The sequence below is a fragment of the Nocardia sp. NBC_01730 genome (assembly GCF_035920445.1).
Taxonomy (GTDB): domain Bacteria; phylum Actinomycetota; class Actinomycetes; order Mycobacteriales; family Mycobacteriaceae; genus Nocardia.
This window is the reverse complement of the sequence record NZ_CP109162.1, coordinates 3811264-3832767: the sequence shown is the minus strand read 5'-3', so window position 1 is coordinate 3832767 and position 21504 is coordinate 3811264. Positions and strand designations below refer to the sequence as shown.

Here is a 21504-nt window from a genome sequence, read left to right as displayed (position 1 = left end):
CCGGGCAGACGGGAGGCGGGCCCGTGACGGATCTGGAGGCTCTGACCATCGGCCGGGTCGGGGTGGACCTGTATCCCGAGCAGAGCGGCGTCGGGCTGGCACAGGTGCGGACCTTCGCGAAGTTCCTGGGCGGCACCGCAACCAATGTCGCGGTGGCCGCCGCCAGGCTCGGCAGGCGGTCGGCGGTGCTGACCAAGGTGGGGCCCGACGGTTTCGGCGATTTCGTGCGGTCGGCGCTCGACGATTTCGGCGTCTCGTCCCGCTACGTCACCACGGCACCGAATCTGCTGACGCCGGTGGTCTTCTGCGAGCTCGCGCCCCCCGCCGACCCGCCGCTGCTGTTCTATCGGGCGCCGATCGCGCCGGATCTCACCATCACCGAGGACGAGGTCCCCTGGGACGTGGTGGATTCGGTGCCGCTGCTCTGGGTTACCGGCACCGGCGTGAGCTCCGAGCCGGGGCGCGGTACCCAGCGCGCGATCCTGCGGCGGCGCGCGCGACGCGGGCACACCGTGCTCGACCTGGACTACCGGCCGATGTTCTGGCCCGACGTGGACACCGCGCGGGCCGAGATCGGCTGGATGCTCGACCACGTGAACGTGGTGGTCGGCAACCGCACCGAGGTCCAGGTGGCGGTGGGCACCGCGGACCCGGACGCGGCGGCGGACCGGGTGCTGGCGCGCGGCGTGCGCCTCGCGGTGATCAAGCGGGGCGCCGACGGGGTGCTCGTGGCCACCGACTCCGAACGATGGACGGTACCGCCGTGCCCCGTGGAGGTGGTGTGCGGGCTCGGCGCCGGCGACGGATTCGGCGGTGCGCTGATCCACGGACTGCTGTTGGACTGGGACCCGCGGCGGATCGCCACCTACGCCAACGCCGCGGGCGCGCTGGTGGCCTCGCGCCTCGCCTGCGCGGACGCGATGCCGACCGGGGCGGAGATCGAGGAACTGCTGTGCGGCTGAGTCGGAGCCGGACCGCGGAAAGGAGGAAGCAGTGCATGTGACCGACGGTCGCTGGCGTGAGCTGCTGCGCGTCCGCGCGACCGAACCCGCGGCGGTCGAACAGGCGTATGCGAAACGGGTGCGCCGCCCGAGCCTGCTTGCGGGCAAGCAGACCCTGTTCCTGGTCGCCGCGGATCACCCGGCCCGCGGCGCTCTCGGCGTCGGCGCGGACCGCACGGCCATGGCAGACCGGCGCACCCTGCTGGAACGGCTGCTGATCGCGTTGGAGAACCCGGATGTCGACGGCGTGCTCGGTTCACCCGACGTGGTGGAGGAGTTGCTGCTGTTGGACGCGCTGGACGACAAGGTCGTGATCGGCTCGATGAACCGCGGCGGACTGGCCGGCGCGGAATGGGAGATCGACGACCGCTTCACCGGTTACGACGCCGAATCCCTTGTGCGCTTTCGCCTCGACGGCGGCAAAATGCTGCTGCGTTTGGTCGATTCCGACGCGGGGACGGTGCCGACCCTGCAAGCCTGCGCGCAGGCGGTCTCCGAATTGGCGGCGCACGGGCTGATGGCGATGGTCGAGCCGTTGCCCTACCACCGGGACGATTCCGGCGCGCTGGTGATGAGCAAGGACGCGCCATCGCTGTCCAGGGCGATCACGGTGGCCTCCGGCCTCGGCGTCACCTCCGCCTACACCTGGCTGAAAATTCCGTCACCACAGGATATTTCGGTGCTGGACGCGACAACTCTTCCGGTGGTCGTGCTCGGCGGCGCGCCCTCCGGCGACCCGGCGGCGGATCTCGCGTACTGGCACGGCGCGCTCGGCCACGACGTGGTTCGCGGTCTGGTGGTCGGGCGGACCCTGCTATATCCGCCGGACGGCGACGTCGCCCAGGTGGTGGATGCCGCCGCCCGCCTGTTGCGGGACGCCCGATGAGACGTCGAGGCGCCCCTATGACGCGGCGCGGTCGCGGCGCCGACCGGGTGCGGGAGGAGGTGCGATGACGCAGCATCGGCCTGCGGGAACGCTGTGCCGCGACGACGACCCGATCGTGCTGACCCCCGAGGACGCCGGATGGACCTACACGGGACTGCGGGTGCTGCGGATCAGCGCGGGAACGTCGAGGACCGTGCGGACCGGGGAGTTCGAGGCGTTCGTCCTCCCGCTGGCCGGAGGATGCACTGTGCGCGTCGACGGTACGGATTTCGCGCTGACGGGACGGGAATCGGTCTTCACCCGGGTGACGGATTTCGCCTACGTTCCGCGCGACGCCGAGGTGGACATCGTGGCGGAGGGCGATCTGGAGGTGGCGCTGCCGATGGCGCGCTGCGTCCGTCGATTGACACCGAAATACGGTCCAGCGGAACAGATTCCGGTAGAAGTCCGCGGCGCGGGCGTGGCAACCCGGCAGGTCGCCAACTTCGGCGTACCCGGCGTCTGGGCGCACGCCGACAAGCTCAACGCCTGCGAGCTGATCACCCCGGACGGCAACTGGTCGTCCTACCCGCCGCACAAGCACGACGAGGCGAGCGACTGCGAGGTCGTCAACGAGGAGATCTACTACTTCCGCATCGCCGGACGTGACGGGATCACACCGGCGCGCGAGGGGTTCGGCCTGCACCGGACCTACACGGTCGACGGAGCGCTGGACGAGACCGTCGCAGTGCGGGACGGTGACGTGTTCCTGGTCCCACGCGGCTACCACGGCCCGTGCGTCGCCATGCCCGGCTACCCGATGTACTACCTCAATGTGCTGGCGGGTCCGGCGCAGGAGCGGTCGATGGCGTTCTGCGACGACCCGGCGCACCACTGGGTGCGCGCGCGATGGGACGCCGAGCCGATCGACCCGCGCTGCCCGGTGACCACTCACGAAGGACGGATCGGATGAAGCTGACCACGGCGCAGGCGCTGGTGGCCTGGCTGGTCGCACAGCGCTCCGAGACACTCGACGGCCGCGAAGTTCCGTTGTTCCCGGCGGTGTTCGGGATCTTCGGGCACGGCAATGTGCTCGGCCTCGGTACCGCGCTGCACGAACGGCGCGCGGAGATCCCGGTCTGGCGCGGGCATACCGAAGAGGGGATGGCCCTCGCGGCCATCGGTTACGCCAAGGCCACGCATCGCCGCCAGGTCGGCGTCGCGACCTCCTCGATCGGTCCCGGCGCGTTGAACATGGTGACGGCGGCGGGCGTCGCACACGCGAACCGCCTTCCGCTGCTGCTCCTTCCGGGGGACGCCTTTGCGGGGAGGGCGCCGGACCCGGTACTGCAACAGGTCGAGCACTTCGGTGACCCGACCGTCACGGTAAACGACGCGTTCCGTGCGGTGAGCCGGTATTTCGACCGCATCACCCGCCCGGAACAGTTGATTTCCACACTGCCCCACGCTGTTCGGGTGCTCACCGACTCCGCGGAAGCCGGGCCGGTCGTCCTCGCGCTCCCGCAGGACGTTCAGGCCGAGACCAACGATTTCCCCGACGCGCTGTTCGCTCCCGTCGTGCACCGCGTCGCACGGCCGCGCCCCGATCAGCGGGCACTCGCCGAAGCCGCCGCCGCGCTGTGCGCCGCGCGGCGTCCGCTGCTGGTTCTCGGCGGTGGCGTCCGGTATTCGGGCGCGGGTCGCACCACCGTGGAATTCGCCGAGCACGTCGGCATTCCGATCGCGGAGACCACCGCGGGCCGCACCTTGGTGCCGCACGACCATCCGCTGTTCGCGGGTCCGCTCGGTATCACAGGCTCGGCGTCGGCGAACGCGATGGCGGCCGACGCCGACCTGGTCCTCGCGGTCGGAACCAGGTTGCAGGATTTCACCACGGCGTCCTGGACCGTCTTCGCGCCGGACGTGCGCCTGGTGACGGTCAACGTGGCACGGTTCGATGCCGTCAAGCACGGCGCCCTCGCCGTGGTCGGCGACGCCGAGGCCACCGTGCGCGAGCTGGCCGGGCAGGTGGGACAGTGGCGTGTGGATCGGGCGTGGACCGCGCGTGCCGCGGTCCTGCGCAGCACCTGGGATTCGTATATCAACACGTTGCGCGCACCGACGCCGGGCACGCCGAGCTATGCGCAGGTCGTCGGGGTGGTGAATGAGCTGAGCGGGCCGAGCGACTACGTCATGACGGCATCCGGTGGTTTGCCCGGTGAGCTCGTCGGCGGCTGGCGCGCGTCGGGCGGAGCGCCGACGATGGACGTCGAGTACGGCTTCTCCTGCATGGGCTACGAGCTCGCCGGCGCGTGGGGTGCGGCCATGGCGCACCGGGACGGCGTGGTGACGACGCTGCTCGGGGACGGCTCCTATCTGATGTCGAACTCGGAACTGTTCTCGGCGGCCTTCGCCGGGCATCCGTTCGTCGCGGTGGTGTGCGACAACGACGGCTACGCCGTGATCGCCCGTCTACAGGAGGGCCAGGGCGCCGCCGCGTTCAACAACTTCTACGCCGACTGCCGCACCAACCGCGAAAAGCCGCCCCGCGTCGACTTCGCCGCCCATGCCGTCGCGCTGGGATGCGCCGTCTTCACCGCATCCGACCTGCACGAATTTCGTGACGCCTACCTGCGGGCGCGGGCGGCGGCGACCGGCACATCCGGGCCGGCCGTGCTCGTGGTGCGCACCCAGCCGTCCGCGTGGACCGAGGCGGGCGCCTGGTGGGAGGTCGGGGTGCCGGAGTATCTGTCGGGTCGGGCCGCTTATGACGAGTCGAAGCCGAACCAGGTGCGCTATCTGCGGCCGTGAACAGAACTCAGCTCTGGTGCGCAGCGCGGCACCGGCCGCTGGACTGAAGCGGTGGAGTCTGCGTGCGGTAAGCTGTATCACATTGGGGCACAAGGAAACTGGTAGCAGAAGCGTATCGGTGTCGCACCGCGTCGAAGAAGGAGTTCATGATGCCCGGCGCGGTAGCCCATGCGATCGGGGTGCGCTCGTCGGGGACGACGGCGAGCGCACCTGGCGAGAAATGCGGGTGCCCGAGTGGCTGTTCCGGTGCTTTGTAACCGGATCGAGACCCGACCGAGCAGGGAGGTGACAGAAGCAGCTCGCTGGTGAGCATTGGATAGCTCACAGTTTATCGGGCTGAAGGTGGAGGAATTCGTCGGATCATGGCATCGTTGATCTACGAGACCAGGGCATATCGATAACACCACCTGGCTCGTCTACAGAAAGTATGAAATGGCTCAAGGCATTGTGAAGTGGTTCAACAGCGAGAAGGGCTTCGGCTTCATCGCGCAGGACGGCGGAGGACCCGACGTCTTTGTGCACTACTCGGCTGTTAGCGGCGCGGGTTTCCGGTCCCTCGATGAGGGGCAGCGTGTGGAGTTCGAGATCGGCCAAGGGCAGAAGGGGCCGCAGGCCCAGGATGTCCGCGTTCTCTGATCGCGACTTAGATTTCTAAAGGCCCCGAACAATGTTGCGGGGCCTTTTCCCTGTTCAGGGGGCTTTTAGGCCTCGATGCCGGTGCCGGCCACAGGGTGACCGCCAGTGCTCCGGCTAGCCTGCCAGCGCCTCGGCGCGGAAGAACTCCGCCGTGATCGCTCTGGCTCGCGCGGAATCCCGGCTGCCCGACTTGGGGAACGCGTCGGCGGCGCGGTCGAATTCCGCCGCGATGAACGTGGCGATCGGTGCGGGAACCGTCCCACGCCCCATCTCGCGGGTGCGCGATTTCAGCTCGGTCAGCTCGGCCACCGCCGCCACGAGGTCGGTGGGGAGATCGCAGTGCCGCATCAGTGTCGGCAGATGCATCGGTGCGACCGTCGCATCGGGATGCTCGAGCAACCACCGCAGAGCCATCGCCGGACGTAACGAATAGAACACCTTTTTCAGCGACCGGGCGCGATCGAACAACGCCCACTGCTTGGCGCCCAAATGCAAATAATGCCGCGCCACCTTGTTCCGGTCGGCGACATCCTCTGCCACCGCGCGCAGCCGGTCGCGGAAATCGGCGTCACCGCGGTACACGATCGGCGACATCAGCCACTCGATGAGTACCGCATTGCCCTGCACCAGCAGGCGTAATGCCTTGGCCAGATCCCAGCCGTTCACGTCGAGCAGGCCGGCGAGCGGCGTCTCGAGCACATCGCGGGTACGCCACGGGGAAAGATAGGTCTCCAGCCCGGCGACGTACACGAACCGGCAGTCGTAGTCCGAGTCCGGAGAGGGGAATCCCCAAGCGCGACTGCCGCTTTCGATCGCGAGTCGGATCGACACGTGGTTTCCACGCTCGACCCGATCCAGTTCGCGATCGATGGATCCGACCACCGTCGGGTCCATCGAACCCGGTATCGCGCGCAAGGACATGGACGCGATAGTAGGTGTTCGAACGAGCGCGACGCAGCTCCTTTTCCGCCGTCGTTCATGGCTGCCGCGCAGCGTTGCCGAGCGCGGCGCCGCCGAGCCACATGGCCGCCGCGGTGCCGAGCCGGTCCGCCGCCACACCGCCGACCAGCGACCCCAACGCGATAGCGGCATTGAAAACCCCGGCGTGCCGAGCCGAGGCGGGACCGAGCAGGCCCCCGCACCGAGGTGTGGAGGCCCGTCGCTGTGCGAGGTCCGTCGCGCCGTAACGGCAGGCGGCTGTGTGAGGTCAGCCGCGCGCCGCGACGGCGGATATGTGGGCGAGCTCGGCCGCGAGCCGCGCCGGATAGGTCAACTGCGGGTAGTGGCCGGTGCCCTCGATCGAGATCGAGTCCCGGGGTGTCGCGACAGTGAGCGGATCGGCGGACCCGGCGACGATCCGCACTGGTACCTCGATCTCGTCGAGTAGCGCACGCAACTCGCCGCGCCTGGCAGGCATGCTTGCGCGGCGCAGCGCTGCGATGGTGCGCGCGGCGACACCGGGCCTGCGCAGGCTCCCCGCGGCGCTCGCGAGGGCAGTGCTCTCCGGCACGCCGAGCTGTTTCGCCAAGGCGGCGGCCGGCATCCGACGCAGCGCCGCTGCCGCCAGCGGTGAGCGAAGCAGCAGACCGGACCGCGGTTGCAGGAACGCGGGCGAGACCAGCACCACGCCGGAGATCCGCTCCGGATACGTGGCCGCATACCGCAGCACCGGGCCGCAGCCGAGTGAATGTCCTACCAGCACAGGGCGAGTGCACACCGAGAGCAATCCCGGTAGCACCGCATCGATGTCGCCGGGCGCCGACCGTCCCAGCCCGGGCAGGTCGAGAACCAGGCTCGGCGCATCGAGTTCGGCGCGGACCTCGTTCCACGACTCGCCGTCCAGCGGAAGGCCGTGCACCAGTACATAGGCCGGATCTTCGCGCGTACCGGAAACCCAGACGCCGTCGCTGAATCCAGCGGACGGATCGGCCTCTACCGTCCCGAATCGGCTGGCTACGAGATGGTCGGCCCACGCAAGCACGGTCGCCTCCGTCGGCGGCATGGTGAGCCCGAGCCGCCGTGCGACTTCGTCCGCGGCGGACGTGTCGTAGCGGTCGTCGGCGATGAACGTCAGCGATTCCGGATCAGCGCCGGTCAGCGCGCGCGGGAGTTTCGCGATCACGCCGACCGGAACCGAGAAGCGCGGCGCACGGACCCCCAGATGGGCGGCGATCAGGCGAATCAGCTTCGGCAACACCGGAGTTCTGGGGTCGAGCACGGTGTACGACCGGCCCGCGGTGTCCGGCAGGGTGGGCAGACCGATCAGAAAGTCGGTGAAGTAGCCCAGATCGACGATCGGAACGAAGGTGTCCCGACCGCCGGGAATCGCCGCGAGCTTGCCGTGCCACAGCTCCTCGACCACGCTCGCGAGCCCGACGTACTGGCCGGGACCGATCACGGAGCTCGGGTTCGCGATGGTCAGTGCGACCCCCAGGTCGGCGGCGCGCCGCCGCAAGAGCGGATCCGATTCGAACTTGGACGCCCCATACGCGCCGCGCGCATAGTGCTGTTCGTCGGATTCCTCGACGGTGATTCGGTATCCGGTGATGTGCACGACGCGCCGGAGGTCGGGCAGCGCGGCAGCCCAGTCGAGGACGCGCAGCGCCCCGGTGACGTTGACCGCGTACGCATCCTCGGGCGCGAGCCCGAAGGCGAAGCGGGCCGCGCAGTTGTAGACGTCGCGGATGCCGGAGGGATCGAACCCGGCGGGCAGGCCGAGGTCGGGTGCGGTGACATCGCATGCCACCACGTCGAGCGCGGCCGGGTCCACGCCGCGTTTCCGCAGCCACCCGAGGAGTCGCTCCTCGCTGCCCTGCCGCACGGCGGCGGTGACGGAATGGCCTCGCTCGAGCAGGCGGGCGACCGCGGCGCGGCCGAGGAACCCGGCGGCGCCGAACACGATGCTGTCGGACATGACATTCTCCTGACTAGACCGGTCTACATATTATTTGGGCAAATAGAACTCTTTGGGAAATCACGTCATCGGGCTTCAGATCAGAGCGCGGATGGTGCGCTCTACCCGTTCCAGCGGCTCGCGGCTGCGCTGCGCGCGGGCCAAAAGCAGCGCCCCCTCGACCATGGCGAGCAGCGCGGCGGCCAGATCGTCGGCATCGGCGCGGCCGTCGGCGCGGAGCCGAATCCGCAGCGCCTGCTCCCATGCCGCGTAGGCGGCCGCGCACTCGGCCTGGATCGGGTCGTTCGCCGCCGCGATATCCAGAGCGACCGTGGCGACCGGGCAGCCCTGCTGCCAGCCGGAGTCCTCCAGGCGGTCGCCGAACACCGCGAGCAGCCTGGTCGCTGCGGCGGCGGTGTCGCCGGGCTCGATCGTGTCGATCAGAGCCGCGATCTCCTTGCCGGACTGGGCGATCGCTTCTGCCACGAGTTCGTCCTTGCCGCCGGGGAAATGGAAGTACAGCGAGCCGCGCGGTGCGCCGCTGGTCGCCAGGATCTGGTTGAGCCCCGCGCCGTAGTAGCCGTGCCGCTCCATCAGCGTGCGCGTCGCGTCGACCAGCTTGCCGCGTGTCTCGGTTCCCTTTGCGCCCATGCCGCCACTGTAGACCGGTCTTCATATTTTTTCGACCCGCGGGACTGACGACGGCCGCCCACCAGGTGGTAGGAGGGACCCGAATCGCGCGGACTAAGCTGGTCGGCGGTAAATGCCGACCCCCTTTCCCCAGGAGTACCCCACAGTGAGCCAAGCAGGCCGTCCTGTAGTTCTGATCGCGGACAAGCTCGCCCAGTCGACCGTCGACGCGCTCGGTGACGGTGTCGAGGTTCGCTGGGTCGATGGTCCCGACCGCCCGGCGTTGCTCGCCGCGGTGCCCGAAGCCGACGCACTGCTCGTGCGCTCGGCGACCACGGTCGACGCCGAGGTCTTGGAGGCCGGAAAGAACCTGAAGATCGTCGCGCGCGCGGGCGTCGGCCTCGACAACGTCGACGTGCCCGCCGCCACCGAGCGCGGCGTCATGGTCGTCAACGCGCCGACCTCGAACATCCACACCGCCGCCGAGCACGCGGTCACCCTGCTGCTGGCCGCCGCGCGGCAGATCCCGGCCGCGGACGCCACGCTGCGCGAGCACACCTGGCAGCGCAGCAAGTTCAACGGCGTCGAGATCTTCGACAAGACCGTGGGCGTTGTCGGGCTCGGCCGCATCGGCCAGCTGTTCGCCGCGCGCCTTGCCGCCTTCGAGACGAAGATCGTCGCCTACGACCCGTACGTGTCGCCCGCGCGCGCCGCGCAGCTCGGCATCGAGCTGCTGAGCCTCGACGAGCTGCTCGAGCGCGCCGATCTGATCTCGATCCATCTGCCGAAGACCCCCGAGACCAAGGGCATCATCGGCAAGGAGGCCATCGCCAAGACCAAGCCGGGCGTGATCATCGTCAACGCCGCCCGCGGTGGTCTGGTCGACGAGGCCGCGCTGGCGGAGGCGATCAAGTCCGGTCACGTGCGCGCCGCGGGCCTGGACGTGTTCGAAACCGAGCCGAGCACCGACAGCCCGCTGTTCGACCTGCCGCAGGTCGTCGTGACCCCGCACCTGGGCGCCTCCACCTCCGAGGCGCAGGACCGCGCCGGCACCGACGTCGCGAAGTCGGTGCTGCTCGCCCTGGCCGGTGAGTTCGTGCCCGGCGCGGTGAACGTCACCGGCGGCACCGTCGGCGAGGAGGTCGCGCCGTGGCTGGACATCGTGCGCAAGCAGGGCCACCTGCTCGGCGCACTGTCCAACGAGCTGCCGGTCAGCGTCGAGGTCCAGGTGCGCGGCGAGCTGGCCGCGCAGGACGTGGCGGTGCTGGAGCTGTCCGCGCTGCGCGGCGTCTTCTCCGCGCTGGTCGAGGACCAGGTCACCTTCGTGAACGCGCCTGCCCTCGCCAAGGACCGCGGCATCACCGCCGAGGTCACCACGGCGTCGGAGAGCCCGAGCCACCGCAGCGTCGTCGACCTGCGCGCCGTGTTCGGCGACGGCCGCACCCTGAACGTCGCGGGCACGCTGACCGAGCCGCAGCAGGTGCAGAAGATCGTCAACATCAACGGCCGCAACTACGACATGCGCGCCGAGGGTCTGAACCTGGCCGTGCTGAACTACGAGGACAGGCCGGGCGCCCTGGGCAAGATCGGCACCAAGCTCGGCGAGGCCGAGGTCGACATTCTCGCCGCGCAGCTGAGCCAGGACGTGGACAAGGAAGGCGCGACCGTGGTGCTGCGGGTGGCCCGCGAGGTGCCCGCCGATGTCCAGGCCGCGATCGCCGAGTCGGTCGGCGCGTCCAAGGTCGTCCTGGTCGATCTGTTCTGATCGGATCGGGGTCTGGCGTCCCGATACCGGAAGATCGATGCCGCGCACGAAGCAATTCGTGCGCGGCATCGGTCTGCCGCTGCGCGATCGGCGCGATGCGTTGCCGATCTGCTCGCGAGAGGCGTGCGCGGTGGGTTCGCCGCAGCGCCCGGTGCTCGACCGTCCGGCCGCACCAAGTACCGTGACGGTGCTGCGGTCACCCGGTCGGAAAGTCGGTGCCTCACCCCCGACGGCCTTACCCGTGCCCGCGCGCTGCGGCGGCCGCGGTCGGCAAAATCGAACGGAGCATTGTTGTCATGAAGCTTGCTGTCATCCCGGGCGACGGTATCGGGCCCGAGGTCATCGCCGAGGCGCTCAAGGTGCTCGACGTGGTCGTGCCCGGTGTCGAGAAGACCGAATACGACCTCGGTGCGCGGCGCTACCACGCGACCGGCGAGATCCTGCCGGACTCGGTTCTGCCGGAGTTGAAGCAGCACGATGCGATCCTGCTCGGCGCGATCGGTGATCCGTCGGTGCCGAGCGGCGTGCTCGAGCGCGGACTGCTGCTGCGCACCCGGTTCGCGCTGGACCATCACGTGAACCTGCGGCCGTCCAAGCTGTTCCCCGGTGTGACCAGCCCGCTGGCCGGCAGCCCCGAGATCGACTTCGTCGTGGTGCGCGAGGGCACCGAGGGCCCCTACACCGGCACGGGCGGCGCGATCCGGGTCGACACCCCGCACGAGGTGGCGACCGAAGTCAGCACCAACACCCGCTTCGGTATCGAGCGCGTGGTGCGCTACGCCTTCGCCAAGGCGCAGGCTCGGCGCAAGCACCTCACGCTCGTGCACAAGAACAACGTGCTCACCTTCGCCGGTTCGCTCTGGCAGCGCACCGTGAACGAGGTCGCGACCGAGTTTCCTGATGTCACAACGGCTTACCAGCACATCGACGCCGCGACCATCCACATGGTGAACGACCCGGGCCGGTTCGACGTGATCGTCACCGACAACCTGTTCGGCGACATCATCACCGACCTCGCCGCCGCGGTGAGCGGCGGCATCGGCCTTGCCGCGAGCGGCAACATCGACGCCTCCGGGACCAACCCGAGCATGTTCGAGCCGGTGCACGGCAGTGCTCCCGACATCGCGGGCCAGGCCAAGGCCGACCCGACGGCGGCGATCCTCTCGGTCTCCTTGCTGCTCAGCCATTTCGGCGACACCGAGGCGGCAGCCCGCATCGAGTCGGCTGTCGCCAAGGACCTCGAGTCCCGCTCCGGCGCCGCCACGACCGTGCAGATCGGCGACCGCATCGCCGCCACCGTCTGACCCACCGCACCCGGCGAAGGTCCCGTCCCCGACCCGGGGCGGGGACCTTCGTTCAGTTGACTTGTGGCCCAAGGGTTCGGCCGACGGGATCGGTCGCCTCTCAGCTGATCGGGTCGCCGGGTACCAAGGGGATTGCCGCTACTGCCGTTGCGGCCGCGAGCAGGAACGCGGCGGGGAAGCCGCTTGCCGTGATGAGGGCGCCGAATAGCGGGGGGACGGCGGCCATCGCGAGGTTCTGGCCGGTGTTCTGGATGCCTAGGCCGCGTCCGCTCCAGTACGGCCCCGCGATTTCGGCGACCGCGGTGAACGCCAATCCATTGTCGGAGACGGTGATTACCGACGCGGCGATCAGCAGCGGGATGGCGGCCAACCACCAGTGCGTCCACGCGGTCATGGCCAAGGCGGCCATCGAGATGACGGCGGCGACGGCCACAGTGCGCAGCGGGCCCATCCGGCTGCCGACGCGATCCGACCACGCCCCCGCGCCGATTCGACCCAGCGCGCCCAGGAGTTGGGTGGCGGTCACCAGCACGCCCGCCGCGGCCAGCGACCAGCCGACGTCGCGGTGCAGCCACAGCAGTGCGAACGTCCAGACGGTGCCCTGTGGGACAACGAGCAGCACGGAGACCAGATGGATTCGCCACAGTGTGGTGTCGTCGCGATAAGGGTTGGCGCGCAAGGCCGAATCGGCGGCGGAGCCCCCGGGGCGGGGCGGGTCGACGATGCCGATCCGGCAGCTGACGGCGGCAACGCCCGCCATGATCGCAGGTACCAGAATGGCCGCGGGCACACCGTAGGTCCCGGCCACGGCCGGAATCGCAAGGGCGCCCACTCCGACGCCGAGCGGCTGCGCGGTCTGCCGGATGCCCATGGCCAGCCCGCGCCGCTCGGGCGGGAACCAGCCGACGATCACCCGGCCGCTGGCGCCGTTGGTACTCGCCGCCCCGATGCCGCCGAGAAACAACAGCGCCCCCAGGGCGATGTCATCGGTCGTGGCGGCCGCCGCGCAACCCGCCGCCAGCATCAGCAGCGGGCCGCCGACCAGCACCCTGCGCTCGCCGATCCGGTCGACCACGTATCCCCACGCGATCAGCGTGCACACCAGTGCGACGGTCGGCATGGCTACCAGCAGACCGGCCGTGGCCAGCGGCATGCCGCGGTCGGTCAGCGCGGGCAGGAGGAAGGGGACGCCGTGGATGAAGACCGCGCTGGATGCCTGTGCGAAAACCCCGAGTCCGAGCATGGACCACCGGCGAACATCGTGGATCTGCGTCACGGTAGCCATCGGCATCACCCCGGAATCTCAATATTTGGGACAACGTTCTCACCTTATGAAAGGTCTGCTTACCGTACACCGCTGACCGAGCCGAATCGCCGGACAACGACTGTCGCACTGCTCACAGCTGATCCGGCCAGATGTGAGCCGGGCCGAGCCGCTTTGTGGTTCCGTACCACTCGGTCGGGCGCGTTCAAGCAGGTGAAGGCAGGTCGATAGACTGCCGGGCATGCGTCTAGGTCGAGTTGCCAGTCCCGATGGGGTCGCCTTCGTCAGCATCGAAGGCGGTGGAAGCGACATCGCGGGAGGGAGTAGGGCGGGATCGGAGATCGCCAAGGAGATCGCGGAACACCCGTTCGGCACGCCGACGTTCACCGGCCGGAGCTGGCCGCTGGCCGACGTGCGACTGCTCGCGCCGATCCTGGCGAGCAAGGTGGTCTGCATCGGCAAGAACTATGCCGCGCACGCGGCCGAGATGGGCGGTCCCGCGCCTGCCGACCCGGTGATCTTCCTCAAGCCGAACACCTCGATCATCGGGCCGAATGTCCCGATCATCCTGCCGCCCAGCTCCGCTCAGGTCGATTACGAGGGCGAGCTGGCCATCGTCATCGGCCGTCCGTGCAAGGACGTGCCCGCCTCTCGCGCGCTGGACGTCGTACTCGGTTACACCGCTGCCAACGACGTCACCGCCCGCGACCAACAGCGCCACGACGGCCAGTGGACAAGAGGTAAGGGCTACGACACGTTCTGCCCGCTCGGACCGTGGATCGAAACCTCTTTGGATCCTTCGGATCTGGAGATCGTCACCGAGCTCGACGGTGAGGTCCGTCAGCGCAGCCGCACTTCTCTTCTGCTGCACGATATTCCGAAGCTCATCGAGTGGATCACCACCGTGATGACGCTGCTGCCCGGTGACGTCATCCTCACCGGCACCCCCGAGGGCGTCGGCCCGCTGCAGAACGGGCAGCAGGTGTCCGTGACTGTGGAGGGCATCGGAACCCTCACCAATCCCGTTGCCGCCAAACGCTGATCGAAAGAGAGCCATGACTGAAGTACGGGTCCGATTCTGCCCGTCACCGACGGGAACACCACACGTCGGCCTGATCCGGACGGCGCTGTTCAACTGGGCATACGCCCGCCATCACGGAGGCACGTTCGTCTTCCGCATCGAAGATACCGATGCCGCACGCGATTCCGAGGAGTCCTACCGGGCGATCATCGACGCGTTGCGCTGGCTCGGCCTCACCTGGGACGAGGGGCCGGAGGTCGGCGGGCCCTACGAACCGTACCGCCAATCGCAGCGAAGGGATCGGCATCTGGACGTGGTTCGGCGTTTGCTGGAGGCGGGGGAGGCCTACGAATCCTTCTCCACGCCTGAGGAAGTCGAGGCCCGCCATCGCGCCGCTGGACGCGATCCGAAGCTCGGCTACGACAACTACGACCGCGACCTCACTCCCCAGCAGATCGCGGCGCATCGCGAGGCCGGGCGCCCCGCCGTGGTTCGGCTCCGGATGCCCGACGAGGATCTGTCCTGGCACGATCTCGTGCGCGGCGAGACCACCTTCAAGGCGGGGACGGTGCCGGATTTCGCGCTCACCCGCGGCAACGGAGATCCGCTGTACACACTGGTCAACCCGGTCGACGACGCGCTGATGCGGATCACCCACGTGCTGCGCGGTGAGGACCTGCTCTCCTCGACCCCGCGTCAGCTCGCGCTCTATTCCGCGTTGCGCCGGATCGGGGTCACCGACTTCACTCCTGAGTTCGGCCATCTGCCCTTCGTCATGGGTCAGGGCAACAAGAAGTTGTCCAAGCGTGATCCGGAGTCGAATCTGTTCGCTCACCGCGACCGAGGATTCATCCCAGAGGGTTTGCTGAATTACCTCGCCCTACTTGGCTGGGGCCTCGCGGAGGATCGTGATGTGTTCACTATGGCGGAGATGGTCGAGGCTTTCGACATATCGAAAGTAAATTCGAATCCGGCCAGATTCGACCAGAAGAAGGCGGACGCGATCAACGCCGAGCACATCCGATTGCTGGAGCACGGTGATTTCGCATACCGACTTCGGGATTACCTCACCGAACACGGCCACATCGGTGCGGAAATCGATGAGAAGGTGTTCACCGCGGCGGCCGAACTCGTGCAGACCAGGATCGTGGTGTTGTCGGACGCTTGGGAACTGTTACGTTTCTTGTTCGCGCCTGCGGATCAGTTCACGATCGATCCCGTCGCGGGCGCCAAGAATCTCGGCGCCGACGCGACCGCGGTATTGCAGGCTGCTATTGCCGCGGTGGAGCCGCTGACGGAATGGACGGCACCGGCGCTCGAAGACGCGCTGAAAACGGCGCTGATCGATGATCTGGGACTCAAACCGCGCAAGGCCTTCGCGCCGGTGCGGGTCGCGGTCACCGGCTCGCACATCAGCCCGCCGCTGTACGAGTCGCTGGAACTACTCGGCCGTGCGGTCACCGTGGAACGGCTGCGCGCGGCGCTGGCGTGGGCCGCGCAGGCCTGAGCGCGCGCACCGGGTGGAAATGCGGCTTTGACCAGGCGATTTGTAATATACCGGTAGCCGTTTGGTACTCTTCTTCTCGGCCCGGAACACGGTCTCGAGTCAGCCAGACGCGAGACTGAACGACCTGGTCATTGGGGTATGGTGTAATTGGCAACACAGCTGATTCTGGTTCAGCCATTCTAGGTTCGAGTCCTGGTACCCCAGCGGAGAGTGTTGTTCGACTTCGGTTCGCGGCCGAAATGAGTACAGCATCCGGCGATTTGGTCGCCGGGCTTCGGCCGGTTAAGCTAGCCGAGCATCCTGATCGAAAGATCATCACGGCGCTCCTCGCGGAAGCGAGAAGCAGTCCTGGCCCCGTCGTCTAGCGGCCTAGGACGCCGCCCTCTCAAGGCGGTAGCGCGGGTTCGAATCCCGTCGGGGCTACACGAGTGAGAGGCCCATGCCCATGAGGCATGGGCCTTTCACGTTTCGCAATGTTTTGTGGGGGTGCAACCCCCACGCCCCGCCCGGCGGGCTGCGCCCCCGGACCCCCGGCGTTGGCTTCGCCTCGCCTTCGATCGTCGCCGGGGAACTACCCGTTATGCAGGGTGTTGTGGGCTGTGCCGGTGTGCTGGGTGCTTCGGGATGTTCCGGTGTGCTGAGTGCTTCGGGATGTGCTGTGTCGGCTGCCTTGGGCTGTGTTCTGTCGGCCTGTCGAGATGAGTTGCCGGAGCGAGGGAGCGGCGCGTGGCCGGGACTATGCGTGGTGGGGCTGGAACTCATCGCTGCGCGGCATGCCGAAATCCACGAGGTTGCGATGGTGTCGGGGGCTTGGTTCTTCGCGGCAGATGGCGGGACCGAGTCGTCCGGTCGGGGCGCCGGCCAGGGTTGGCGGCCGGATGGAGATGGTTAGCCGCAAATTTGCTATTGAGGGTGTGATTGTTCGCCCCATCGGTTTCGCGCTGTGAATGCACTGGGAGCGCGGTGGGATTGTGTTGGTCGAGTTGTCCGGTGTCCGGTCACTGGCCGGAGGGTTCTGGGTGGATCGGTCAGGCTGATTCGTGTGGTCGAGCCGCCGGGTCGACCGGCTGGGCGCTCTCGCCTGAATCGCTCTGCCTGCGATCGCGTCCGTGGCGGATAACGGAAGGCCCCCCTGCCGTTCGGCTGGAGGGCCTTGCTCGTCTCGCGGACTAACCGCTCTTGCGGCGGAATTCCCGCTTGTGGCTGGCCGCGGTGTGCGCCCCCGAAGCCTTGGACCGGCCGTCGAGGTGGTCGGCCGCGCGGGCGTGCTGCTGGGTCTTGCGCTCCAGTGCCTCGCGGAACTTCCGCTTCACCTCGTCGGCGCTGCCATTGGAACTATCCGAATCCGCCATCGCCTGCTCCTCGTCGTCGCGGCCGTGCACCGCATCCCTGCGGGCGGCGGTGCCCGGCCGATTCGTGTCGAACGCCTCGACGCTATCGGGTTCGAGGCGGTTGTGTCAGTTGGAATTCGGACGCGTCGCTCGCCCGGTTCGGGCCCGGCTCAGTCGAGCCACTGCGCGGTGGTGCCGCCGAGTGGTAGCTGCGGAAGGCCCAGTTTGCGGTGATCCCAGCTGCGTACACGTTCGGGAACGACGCGGACGGCGACCCGTTTGTGCAGCATGGACTCCACCATCGGGCGCGCCTCTTCGCTGTAGGGCCCGGTGTACCGTTCCCAGACGCTCACGCCGACCGCGAACAGTCTCCCGGCGTCCTCGACGATTTCGGCACGCCCTTCGATCGACACACCGCGCAGCTGGTCATAGGTCTGGCCCGCCTCGACCATGCAGGTGACCCGTGGATCGCGGCGCAGGTTCACCGCCTTCTGCGACTTGGCTTTGGTCTCGAACCAGATCTCGCCGTCGATCAGCGCGTACCACATGGCGATCAGGTGCGGCGTGCCCAGCGGGCCGATGGTCGCCAGTGTCGCGATCCGGCTGTGCTCGAGGAACTCGGTGATCTCGGCGTCGGACATCACGATCTGTGCCCGTTGGTTGACTCCCATGGGCCAACCATAGAGAGTTCGACCCGAAACGTGTTACAGGCGCTTGTGCAATGCCTCGGCCGCCGCGACCAGATCCGCGGCCCAGCGGGCGCCCGGCCTGCGGCCCATCCGGTCGATCGGACCCGACACCGATACGGCGGCGACGATGGTGCCCGCGGCGTCGCGCACCGGCGCGGAGACGCTGGCCACACCCGCCGCGCGCTCGGCAGCGCTCTGCGCCCAGCCGCGCTTGCGGACCTCGGCCAGCGCGCGCTCGCCGAACACCGCGTCGGGCAGGATGGTGCGCTGCAGTTCCGGGTCGGACCAGGCGAGCAGCACCTTGGCCGCCGAGCCCGCGGTGAGCGGAAGGCGCGCCCCGATCGGGACGGTATCGCGCAGTCCGACGGGGGGTTCCAGCGCCGCGACGCAGATGCGCGCGTTGCCGTCGCGGCAGTAGAGCTGAACGCTCTCCCCGGTGATCTCGCGCAGCCGGGGCAGAATGGCCGACGCGGCCTCGAGTAGCGGGTCGTTGGCGCCGGTCGCGAGCTCGGCGAGGGCCGGTCCTGGGCGCCACATCCCGTTGTTGTCGCGGGCGAGCAGGCGGTGCACCTCCAGGCCGACGGCAAGGCGGTGCGCGGTAGCGCGGGGCAGTCCGGTGCGCACGCACAGCTCGTTGAGACCGCAGGGATGCTCGGCTACGGCGTACAGGACCGCCACTGCTTTGTCGAGGACGCCGACACCGCTATGCTGTCTCATAGAACGATACTAGCGTCTCGGATGTTGAGAAATCCATCGGCGAAATCGCACCTTCGCGGATTCCGGTCTCCATGGTCCGACCAGGCGCAGCTATTCCAACAGGTGCAACCGTCGCCGCGCCACAGCCCGGATCGCGGAACGGCTGCTCGTCCGAAAGGTGATCGACAATGGCCGAACCGCGCACGCTGGCCGAGAAAGTATGGGACCAGCATGTCGTCGCTCGCGGTGAAGGTGAAGGTGCCTCGCGCGAACCCGACCTGATCTATATCGACCTGCATCTCGTCCATGAGGTGACCAGTCCGCAGGCCTTTGACGGGCTGCGCGCCGCGGGGCGTCCGGTGCGGCGGCCGGATCTCACCATCGCGACCGAGGATCACAACGTCCCGACGATCGATATCGACAAGCCGATCGCCGACCCGATTTCGCGCACCCAGGTGGAGACGCTGCGGCGCAACTGCGCGGAATTCGGTGTCCGGCTGCATCCGATGGGCGACCTGGACCAGGGGATCGTCCACGTGGTCGGGCCGCAGCTCGGCCTGACCCAGCCGGGGACGACGGTGGTGTGCGGCGACAGCCACACCTCGACGCACGGCGCGTTCGGCGCCCTGGCGATGGGTATCGGCACCTCCGAAGTCGAGCATGTGCTTGCCACCCAGACGCTCTCGCTGCGCCCGTTCAAGACCATGGCGATCACCGTCGACGGCACGCTGCCTGCCGGCGTGACGAGCAAAGACCTGATCCTGGCGGTCATCGCGAAGATCGGCACCGGCGGCGGCCAGGGGTATGTCCTGGAGTATCGGGGCGAGGCCATCCGCGCCATGTCGATGGAGGCCCGAATGACCATCTGCAACATGTCCATCGAAGCGGGCGCGCGGGCGGGCATGATCGCGCCGGACGCCACGACCTATGAATTCTTGAAAGGGCGGCCGCACGCCCCGCAGGGGGCCGACTGGGAGGCGGCAGTGGCCGCCTGGGAGGCGCTGAAGACCGAAGAGGGCGCGGTTTTCGACGCCGAGGTGCACATCGACGCCACCGAGCTGTCCCCATTCGTCACCTGGGGTACCAACCCGGGCCAGGGCGCCCCGCTCGGTGCCGCGGTGCCGGACCCCGCCGGGATCGCCGACGAGGTGGCCCGTGAATCGGCAGAGAAGGCACTGCGGTACATGGATTTGGAGCCGGGCACTCCGCTTCGGGAAGTGTCGGTCGACACCGTATTCGTCGGTTCGTGCACCAACGGGCGCATTGAGGATTTGCGGGCGGTGGCCGGGATTTTGAAGGGACGCCATGTCGCCGACGGGGTGCGAATGCTGGTTGTACCGGGGTCGATGCGGGTTCGCGCACAGGCGGAAAAAGAAGGACTGGGCGAGATTTTCACCGCGGCAGGCGCTGAATGGCGGCAGGCGGGGTGCTCAATGTGTCTGGGAATGAATCCGGACCAGCTCGAGCCCGGCCAGCGTTGCGCTTCCACCTCGAACCGGAACTTCGAAGGCAGGCAGGGCAAAGGCGGCCGTACCCACCTGGTTTCCCCCCTCGTAGCGGCCGCGACGGCGCTCCGTGGAACTCTGTCCTCGCCTGCGGATCTGGACTGACCGGCCCCGCTACACCCAATCGAACCCAGGAGATTCGTTATGGAAGCCTTCACCGTGCACAAGGGCATCGGGGTGCCGCTGCGCCGATCCGATGTCGATACCGATCAGATCATCCCCGCCGTCTACCTGAAGCGGGTAACCCGCACCGGATTCGAGGACGGGTTGTTCGCTGCATGGCGAACGGATCCCGACTTCATTCTGAACATCGAGCCCTACAACAGGGGTAGTGTGCTGGTCGCGGGTCCGGATTTCGGTACAGGATCCTCACGTGAGCACGCCGTTTGGGCGCTGTCGGACTACGGCTTTCGGGTGGTCATCTCGTCGCGGTTCGCCGACATCTTCCGTGGCAATGCGGGTAAAGGCGGTCTGGTGGCGGCTCAGATGTCACAGAACGATGTCGAAATGCTCTGGAAGTTGATAGAGGAACAGCCGGGCCTGGAATTGGTTGTGGACCTCCGGGCGCGCACCGTAGCGGCCGGAACCGTCGTGTTGCCGTTCGATATTGATGACTACACCCGGTGGCGTCTGCTCGAAGGATTGGACGACATCGGACTGACTCTGCGCCGGAGTGACACCATCGCCGAGTTCGAAAGGACAAGGCCAGCATGGAAACCCACCACCCTGCCAGCACATATTTCGCAGACGTAATCACCCCCGCGTGTTAGCTGTGCAGCCTGAGTGGCGGTAGCTGGACGTGTGCTAAACCACATGAATTTTGGCGTGGCACATAGACTCTTGCCCAAAGTGGGTTTACCGTGGTACCTAGTCGGTCCGACGACGGGCCATTAGTCTGCGGAGGATTCAATGAACAAGGCGGAACTGATCGACGTTCTGACCGAAAAGTTGGGTACGGACAGGCGCACGGCCACCGCGGCAGTCGAGCATGTGGTCGACACCATCGTGCGCGCGGTGCACAAGGGTCAGAGCGTCACTATCACCGGATTCGGTGTGTTCGAACAGCGTAAGCGTGCGGCTCGCGTCGCACGGAACCCGCGCACCGGCGAAACCGTGAAGGTGAAGCCCACTTCGGTGCCCGCGTTCCGTCCCGGCGCGCAATTCAAGGCGGTCATCGCGGGTAAGCAGAAGCTGGCCGCGAGTGGTCCCGCCGTCAAGCGCGGCGTGAATGCGCCGGTGGCCGCCAAGAAGGCCGCCGCGAAGAAGGCGGCGGCTAAGAAGGCCGCCGCGAAGAAGGCGACCGCGACCAAGGCGCCTGCCAAGACGACAGCCCGTAAGGCCGCCGCCAAGGCTCCGGCAAAGACCACCGCCCGCAAGGCGACTGCGACCAAGACCGCCGCGAAGAAGGCGCCCGCGAAGAAGGCGATGGCGGCCAAGAAGGCTCCGGCCAAGAAGACAGCTACGAAGGCTACCGCGGCCAAGAAGACCACCGCCGCCAAGAAGACCGTCGCCAAGAAGGCGCCTGCGAAGAAGACCGCTGCCAAGAAGGCTCCGGCTCGCCGCGCCCGCTGATCTCACCCACCGTC

Annotated in this window: 19 protein-coding genes and 2 tRNA genes; 14 read left to right on the top strand and 7 right to left on the bottom strand. The window is 68.0% G+C overall.

Annotation, left to right across the window (positions count from 1 at the left end; translation table 11 throughout):
- Nucleotides 1-23: 23 nt before the first annotated feature.
- From iolC to OHB12_RS15360, 5 genes are all read left to right on the top strand, one after another.
- Nucleotides 24-962 carry a 5-dehydro-2-deoxygluconokinase gene (gene iolC / locus OHB12_RS15380; protein WP_327120101.1) on the top strand — a complete coding sequence of 313 codons (939 nt, stop codon included), beginning with the start codon at nt 24-26 and terminating at the stop codon, nt 960-962.
- A gap of 31 nt (nt 963-993) precedes the next feature.
- A complete protein-coding gene (locus tag OHB12_RS15375; RefSeq protein WP_327120099.1) occupies nt 994-1887 on the top strand; it encodes a Cgl0159 family (beta/alpha)8-fold protein in 894 nt (297 codons plus the stop codon).
- Between the two features lie 64 nt (nt 1888-1951).
- Nucleotides 1952-2839, top strand: a complete 888-nt coding sequence (gene iolB / locus OHB12_RS15370) for a 5-deoxy-glucuronate isomerase (RefSeq protein WP_327120097.1) — start codon at nt 1952-1954, stop codon at nt 2837-2839.
- Complete coding sequence (gene iolD / locus OHB12_RS15365) at nt 2836-4677, top strand: 3D-(3,5/4)-trihydroxycyclohexane-1,2-dione acylhydrolase (decyclizing) (RefSeq protein WP_327120095.1); 1842 nt, start codon at nt 2836-2838, stop codon at nt 4675-4677. The genes iolB and iolD overlap by 4 nt, the downstream gene beginning before the upstream one ends.
- A gap of 432 nt (nt 4678-5109) precedes the next feature.
- Nucleotides 5110-5313: a cold-shock protein gene (locus OHB12_RS15360; RefSeq protein WP_054814460.1), complete on the top strand. Its 204-nt coding sequence runs from the start codon at nt 5110-5112 to the stop codon at nt 5311-5313.
- A gap of 114 nt (nt 5314-5427) precedes the next feature.
- On the opposite strand, the gene OHB12_RS15355 is transcribed toward OHB12_RS15360, so the two are convergent.
- From OHB12_RS15355 to OHB12_RS15345, 3 genes are all read right to left on the bottom strand, one after another.
- Nucleotides 5428-6234, bottom strand: a complete 807-nt coding sequence (locus OHB12_RS15355) for a nucleotidyltransferase domain-containing protein (protein ID WP_327120091.1) — start codon at nt 6232-6234, stop codon at nt 5428-5430.
- A 286-nt stretch (nt 6235-6520) separates the two neighbouring features.
- Entirely contained in the window at nt 6521-8227 is a 1707-nt protein-coding gene (locus OHB12_RS15350) for an alpha/beta fold hydrolase (RefSeq protein ID WP_327120089.1), read from the bottom strand.
- Between the two features lie 75 nt (nt 8228-8302).
- Complete coding sequence (locus tag OHB12_RS15345; RefSeq protein ID WP_327120087.1) at nt 8303-8857, bottom strand: TetR/AcrR family transcriptional regulator; 555 nt, start codon at nt 8855-8857, stop codon at nt 8303-8305.
- Between the two features lie 145 nt (nt 8858-9002).
- On the opposite strand from OHB12_RS15345, the gene serA reads away from it, so the two are divergent.
- On the top strand, nt 9003-10601 hold the full coding sequence (gene serA, locus OHB12_RS15340; RefSeq protein ID WP_327120085.1) for a phosphoglycerate dehydrogenase: 1599 nt from the start codon (nt 9003-9005) through the stop codon (nt 10599-10601).
- A gap of 296 nt (nt 10602-10897) precedes the next feature.
- A complete protein-coding gene (locus OHB12_RS15335) occupies nt 10898-11905 on the top strand; it encodes a 3-isopropylmalate dehydrogenase (RefSeq protein WP_327120083.1) in 1008 nt (335 codons plus the stop codon).
- 100 nt (nt 11906-12005) lie between these two features.
- On the opposite strand, the gene OHB12_RS15330 is transcribed toward OHB12_RS15335, so the two are convergent.
- Nucleotides 12006-13190, bottom strand: coding sequence for an MFS transporter (locus OHB12_RS15330; protein WP_327120081.1), 1185 nt, complete (start codon nt 13188-13190; stop codon nt 12006-12008).
- Nucleotides 13191-13410: 220 nt separating this feature from the next.
- Here OHB12_RS15330 and OHB12_RS15325 point away from each other — a divergent pair, with 220 nt between their 5' ends.
- The 4 genes from OHB12_RS15325 (at nt 13411) to OHB12_RS15310 (ending at nt 16120) form a co-directional block, all read left to right on the top strand.
- The gene (locus OHB12_RS15325; RefSeq protein ID WP_327120079.1) at nt 13411-14211 is read left to right on the top strand and encodes a fumarylacetoacetate hydrolase family protein; all 801 of its coding nucleotides are present in this window, start codon (nt 13411-13413) and stop codon (nt 14209-14211) included.
- A 13-nt stretch (nt 14212-14224) separates the two neighbouring features.
- Nucleotides 14225-15697 carry a glutamate--tRNA ligase gene (gltX, locus tag OHB12_RS15320; RefSeq protein ID WP_327120077.1) on the top strand — a complete coding sequence of 491 codons (1473 nt, stop codon included), beginning with the start codon at nt 14225-14227 and terminating at the stop codon, nt 15695-15697.
- A 132-nt stretch (nt 15698-15829) separates the two neighbouring features.
- Nucleotides 15830-15901, top strand: a tRNA-Gln gene (locus OHB12_RS15315).
- A 146-nt stretch (nt 15902-16047) separates the two neighbouring features.
- A tRNA-Glu gene (locus OHB12_RS15310) sits at nt 16048-16120 on the top strand.
- A gap of 746 nt (nt 16121-16866) precedes the next feature.
- Here the strand turns inward: OHB12_RS15310 and OHB12_RS15305 are convergent.
- The 3 genes from OHB12_RS15305 to OHB12_RS15295 form a co-directional block, all read right to left on the bottom strand.
- Nucleotides 16867-17049 (bottom strand): DUF5302 domain-containing protein, encoded by a 183-nt coding sequence (locus OHB12_RS15305; protein WP_327120075.1) that lies wholly within the window; start codon nt 17047-17049, stop codon nt 16867-16869.
- Between the two features lie 149 nt (nt 17050-17198).
- Nucleotides 17199-17699, bottom strand: a complete 501-nt coding sequence (locus OHB12_RS15300; RefSeq protein WP_327120073.1) for a pyridoxamine 5'-phosphate oxidase family protein — start codon at nt 17697-17699, stop codon at nt 17199-17201.
- A 33-nt stretch (nt 17700-17732) separates the two neighbouring features.
- Nucleotides 17733-18434, bottom strand: a complete 702-nt coding sequence (locus tag OHB12_RS15295; protein WP_327120071.1) for an IclR family transcriptional regulator — start codon at nt 18432-18434, stop codon at nt 17733-17735.
- A 167-nt stretch (nt 18435-18601) separates the two neighbouring features.
- On the opposite strand from OHB12_RS15295, the gene leuC reads away from it, so the two are divergent.
- The 3 genes from leuC to OHB12_RS15280 all read left to right on the top strand — a co-directional run bounded on the left by leuC (nt 18602) and on the right by OHB12_RS15280 (nt 21490).
- Complete coding sequence (gene leuC / locus OHB12_RS15290) at nt 18602-20023, top strand: 3-isopropylmalate dehydratase large subunit (protein WP_327120069.1); 1422 nt, start codon at nt 18602-18604, stop codon at nt 20021-20023.
- A 39-nt stretch (nt 20024-20062) separates the two neighbouring features.
- Nucleotides 20063-20671 carry a 3-isopropylmalate dehydratase small subunit gene (gene leuD / locus OHB12_RS15285; protein ID WP_327120067.1) on the top strand — a complete coding sequence of 203 codons (609 nt, stop codon included), beginning with the start codon at nt 20063-20065 and terminating at the stop codon, nt 20669-20671.
- Nucleotides 20672-20827: 156 nt separating this feature from the next.
- On the top strand, nt 20828-21490 hold the full coding sequence (locus OHB12_RS15280) for an HU family DNA-binding protein (protein WP_327120065.1): 663 nt from the start codon (nt 20828-20830) through the stop codon (nt 21488-21490).
- Nucleotides 21491-21504 lie beyond the last annotated feature (14 nt).

Excerpts from the sequence above, each read along its gene's own strand:
- OHB12_RS15335 (WP_327120083.1), top strand. The coding sequence starts at position 10,898 with ATGAAGCTTGCTGTCATCCCGGGCGACGGTATCGGGCCCGAGGTCATC.
- OHB12_RS15305 (WP_327120075.1), bottom strand. The coding sequence starts at position 17,049 with ATGGCGGATTCGGATAGTTCCAATGGCAGCGCCGACGAGGTGAAGCGG.
- OHB12_RS15325 (WP_327120079.1), top strand. The coding sequence starts at position 13,411 with ATGCGTCTAGGTCGAGTTGCCAGTCCCGATGGGGTCGCCTTCGTCAGC.
- OHB12_RS15295 (WP_327120071.1), bottom strand. The coding sequence starts at position 18,434 with ATGAGACAGCATAGCGGTGTCGGCGTCCTCGACAAAGCAGTGGCGGTC.
- OHB12_RS15280 (WP_327120065.1), top strand. The coding sequence starts at position 20,828 with ATGAACAAGGCGGAACTGATCGACGTTCTGACCGAAAAGTTGGGTACG.
- OHB12_RS15360 (WP_054814460.1), top strand. The coding sequence starts at position 5,110 with ATGGCTCAAGGCATTGTGAAGTGGTTCAACAGCGAGAAGGGCTTCGGC.
- gltX (WP_327120077.1), top strand. The coding sequence starts at position 14,225 with ATGACTGAAGTACGGGTCCGATTCTGCCCGTCACCGACGGGAACACCA.
- OHB12_RS15355 (WP_327120091.1), bottom strand. The coding sequence starts at position 6,234 with ATGTCCTTGCGCGCGATACCGGGTTCGATGGACCCGACGGTGGTCGGA.
- OHB12_RS15330 (WP_327120081.1), bottom strand. The coding sequence starts at position 13,190 with ATGGCTACCGTGACGCAGATCCACGATGTTCGCCGGTGGTCCATGCTC.
- OHB12_RS15300 (WP_327120073.1), bottom strand. The coding sequence starts at position 17,699 with ATGGGAGTCAACCAACGGGCACAGATCGTGATGTCCGACGCCGAGATC.
- iolB (WP_327120097.1), top strand. The coding sequence starts at position 1,952 with ATGACGCAGCATCGGCCTGCGGGAACGCTGTGCCGCGACGACGACCCG.
- OHB12_RS15350 (WP_327120089.1), bottom strand. The coding sequence starts at position 8,227 with ATGTCCGACAGCATCGTGTTCGGCGCCGCCGGGTTCCTCGGCCGCGCC.
- leuD (WP_327120067.1), top strand. The coding sequence starts at position 20,063 with ATGGAAGCCTTCACCGTGCACAAGGGCATCGGGGTGCCGCTGCGCCGA.
- OHB12_RS15345 (WP_327120087.1), bottom strand. The coding sequence starts at position 8,857 with ATGGGCGCAAAGGGAACCGAGACACGCGGCAAGCTGGTCGACGCGACG.
- iolD (WP_327120095.1), top strand. The coding sequence starts at position 2,836 with ATGAAGCTGACCACGGCGCAGGCGCTGGTGGCCTGGCTGGTCGCACAG.
- leuC (WP_327120069.1), top strand. The coding sequence starts at position 18,602 with ATGGCCGAACCGCGCACGCTGGCCGAGAAAGTATGGGACCAGCATGTC.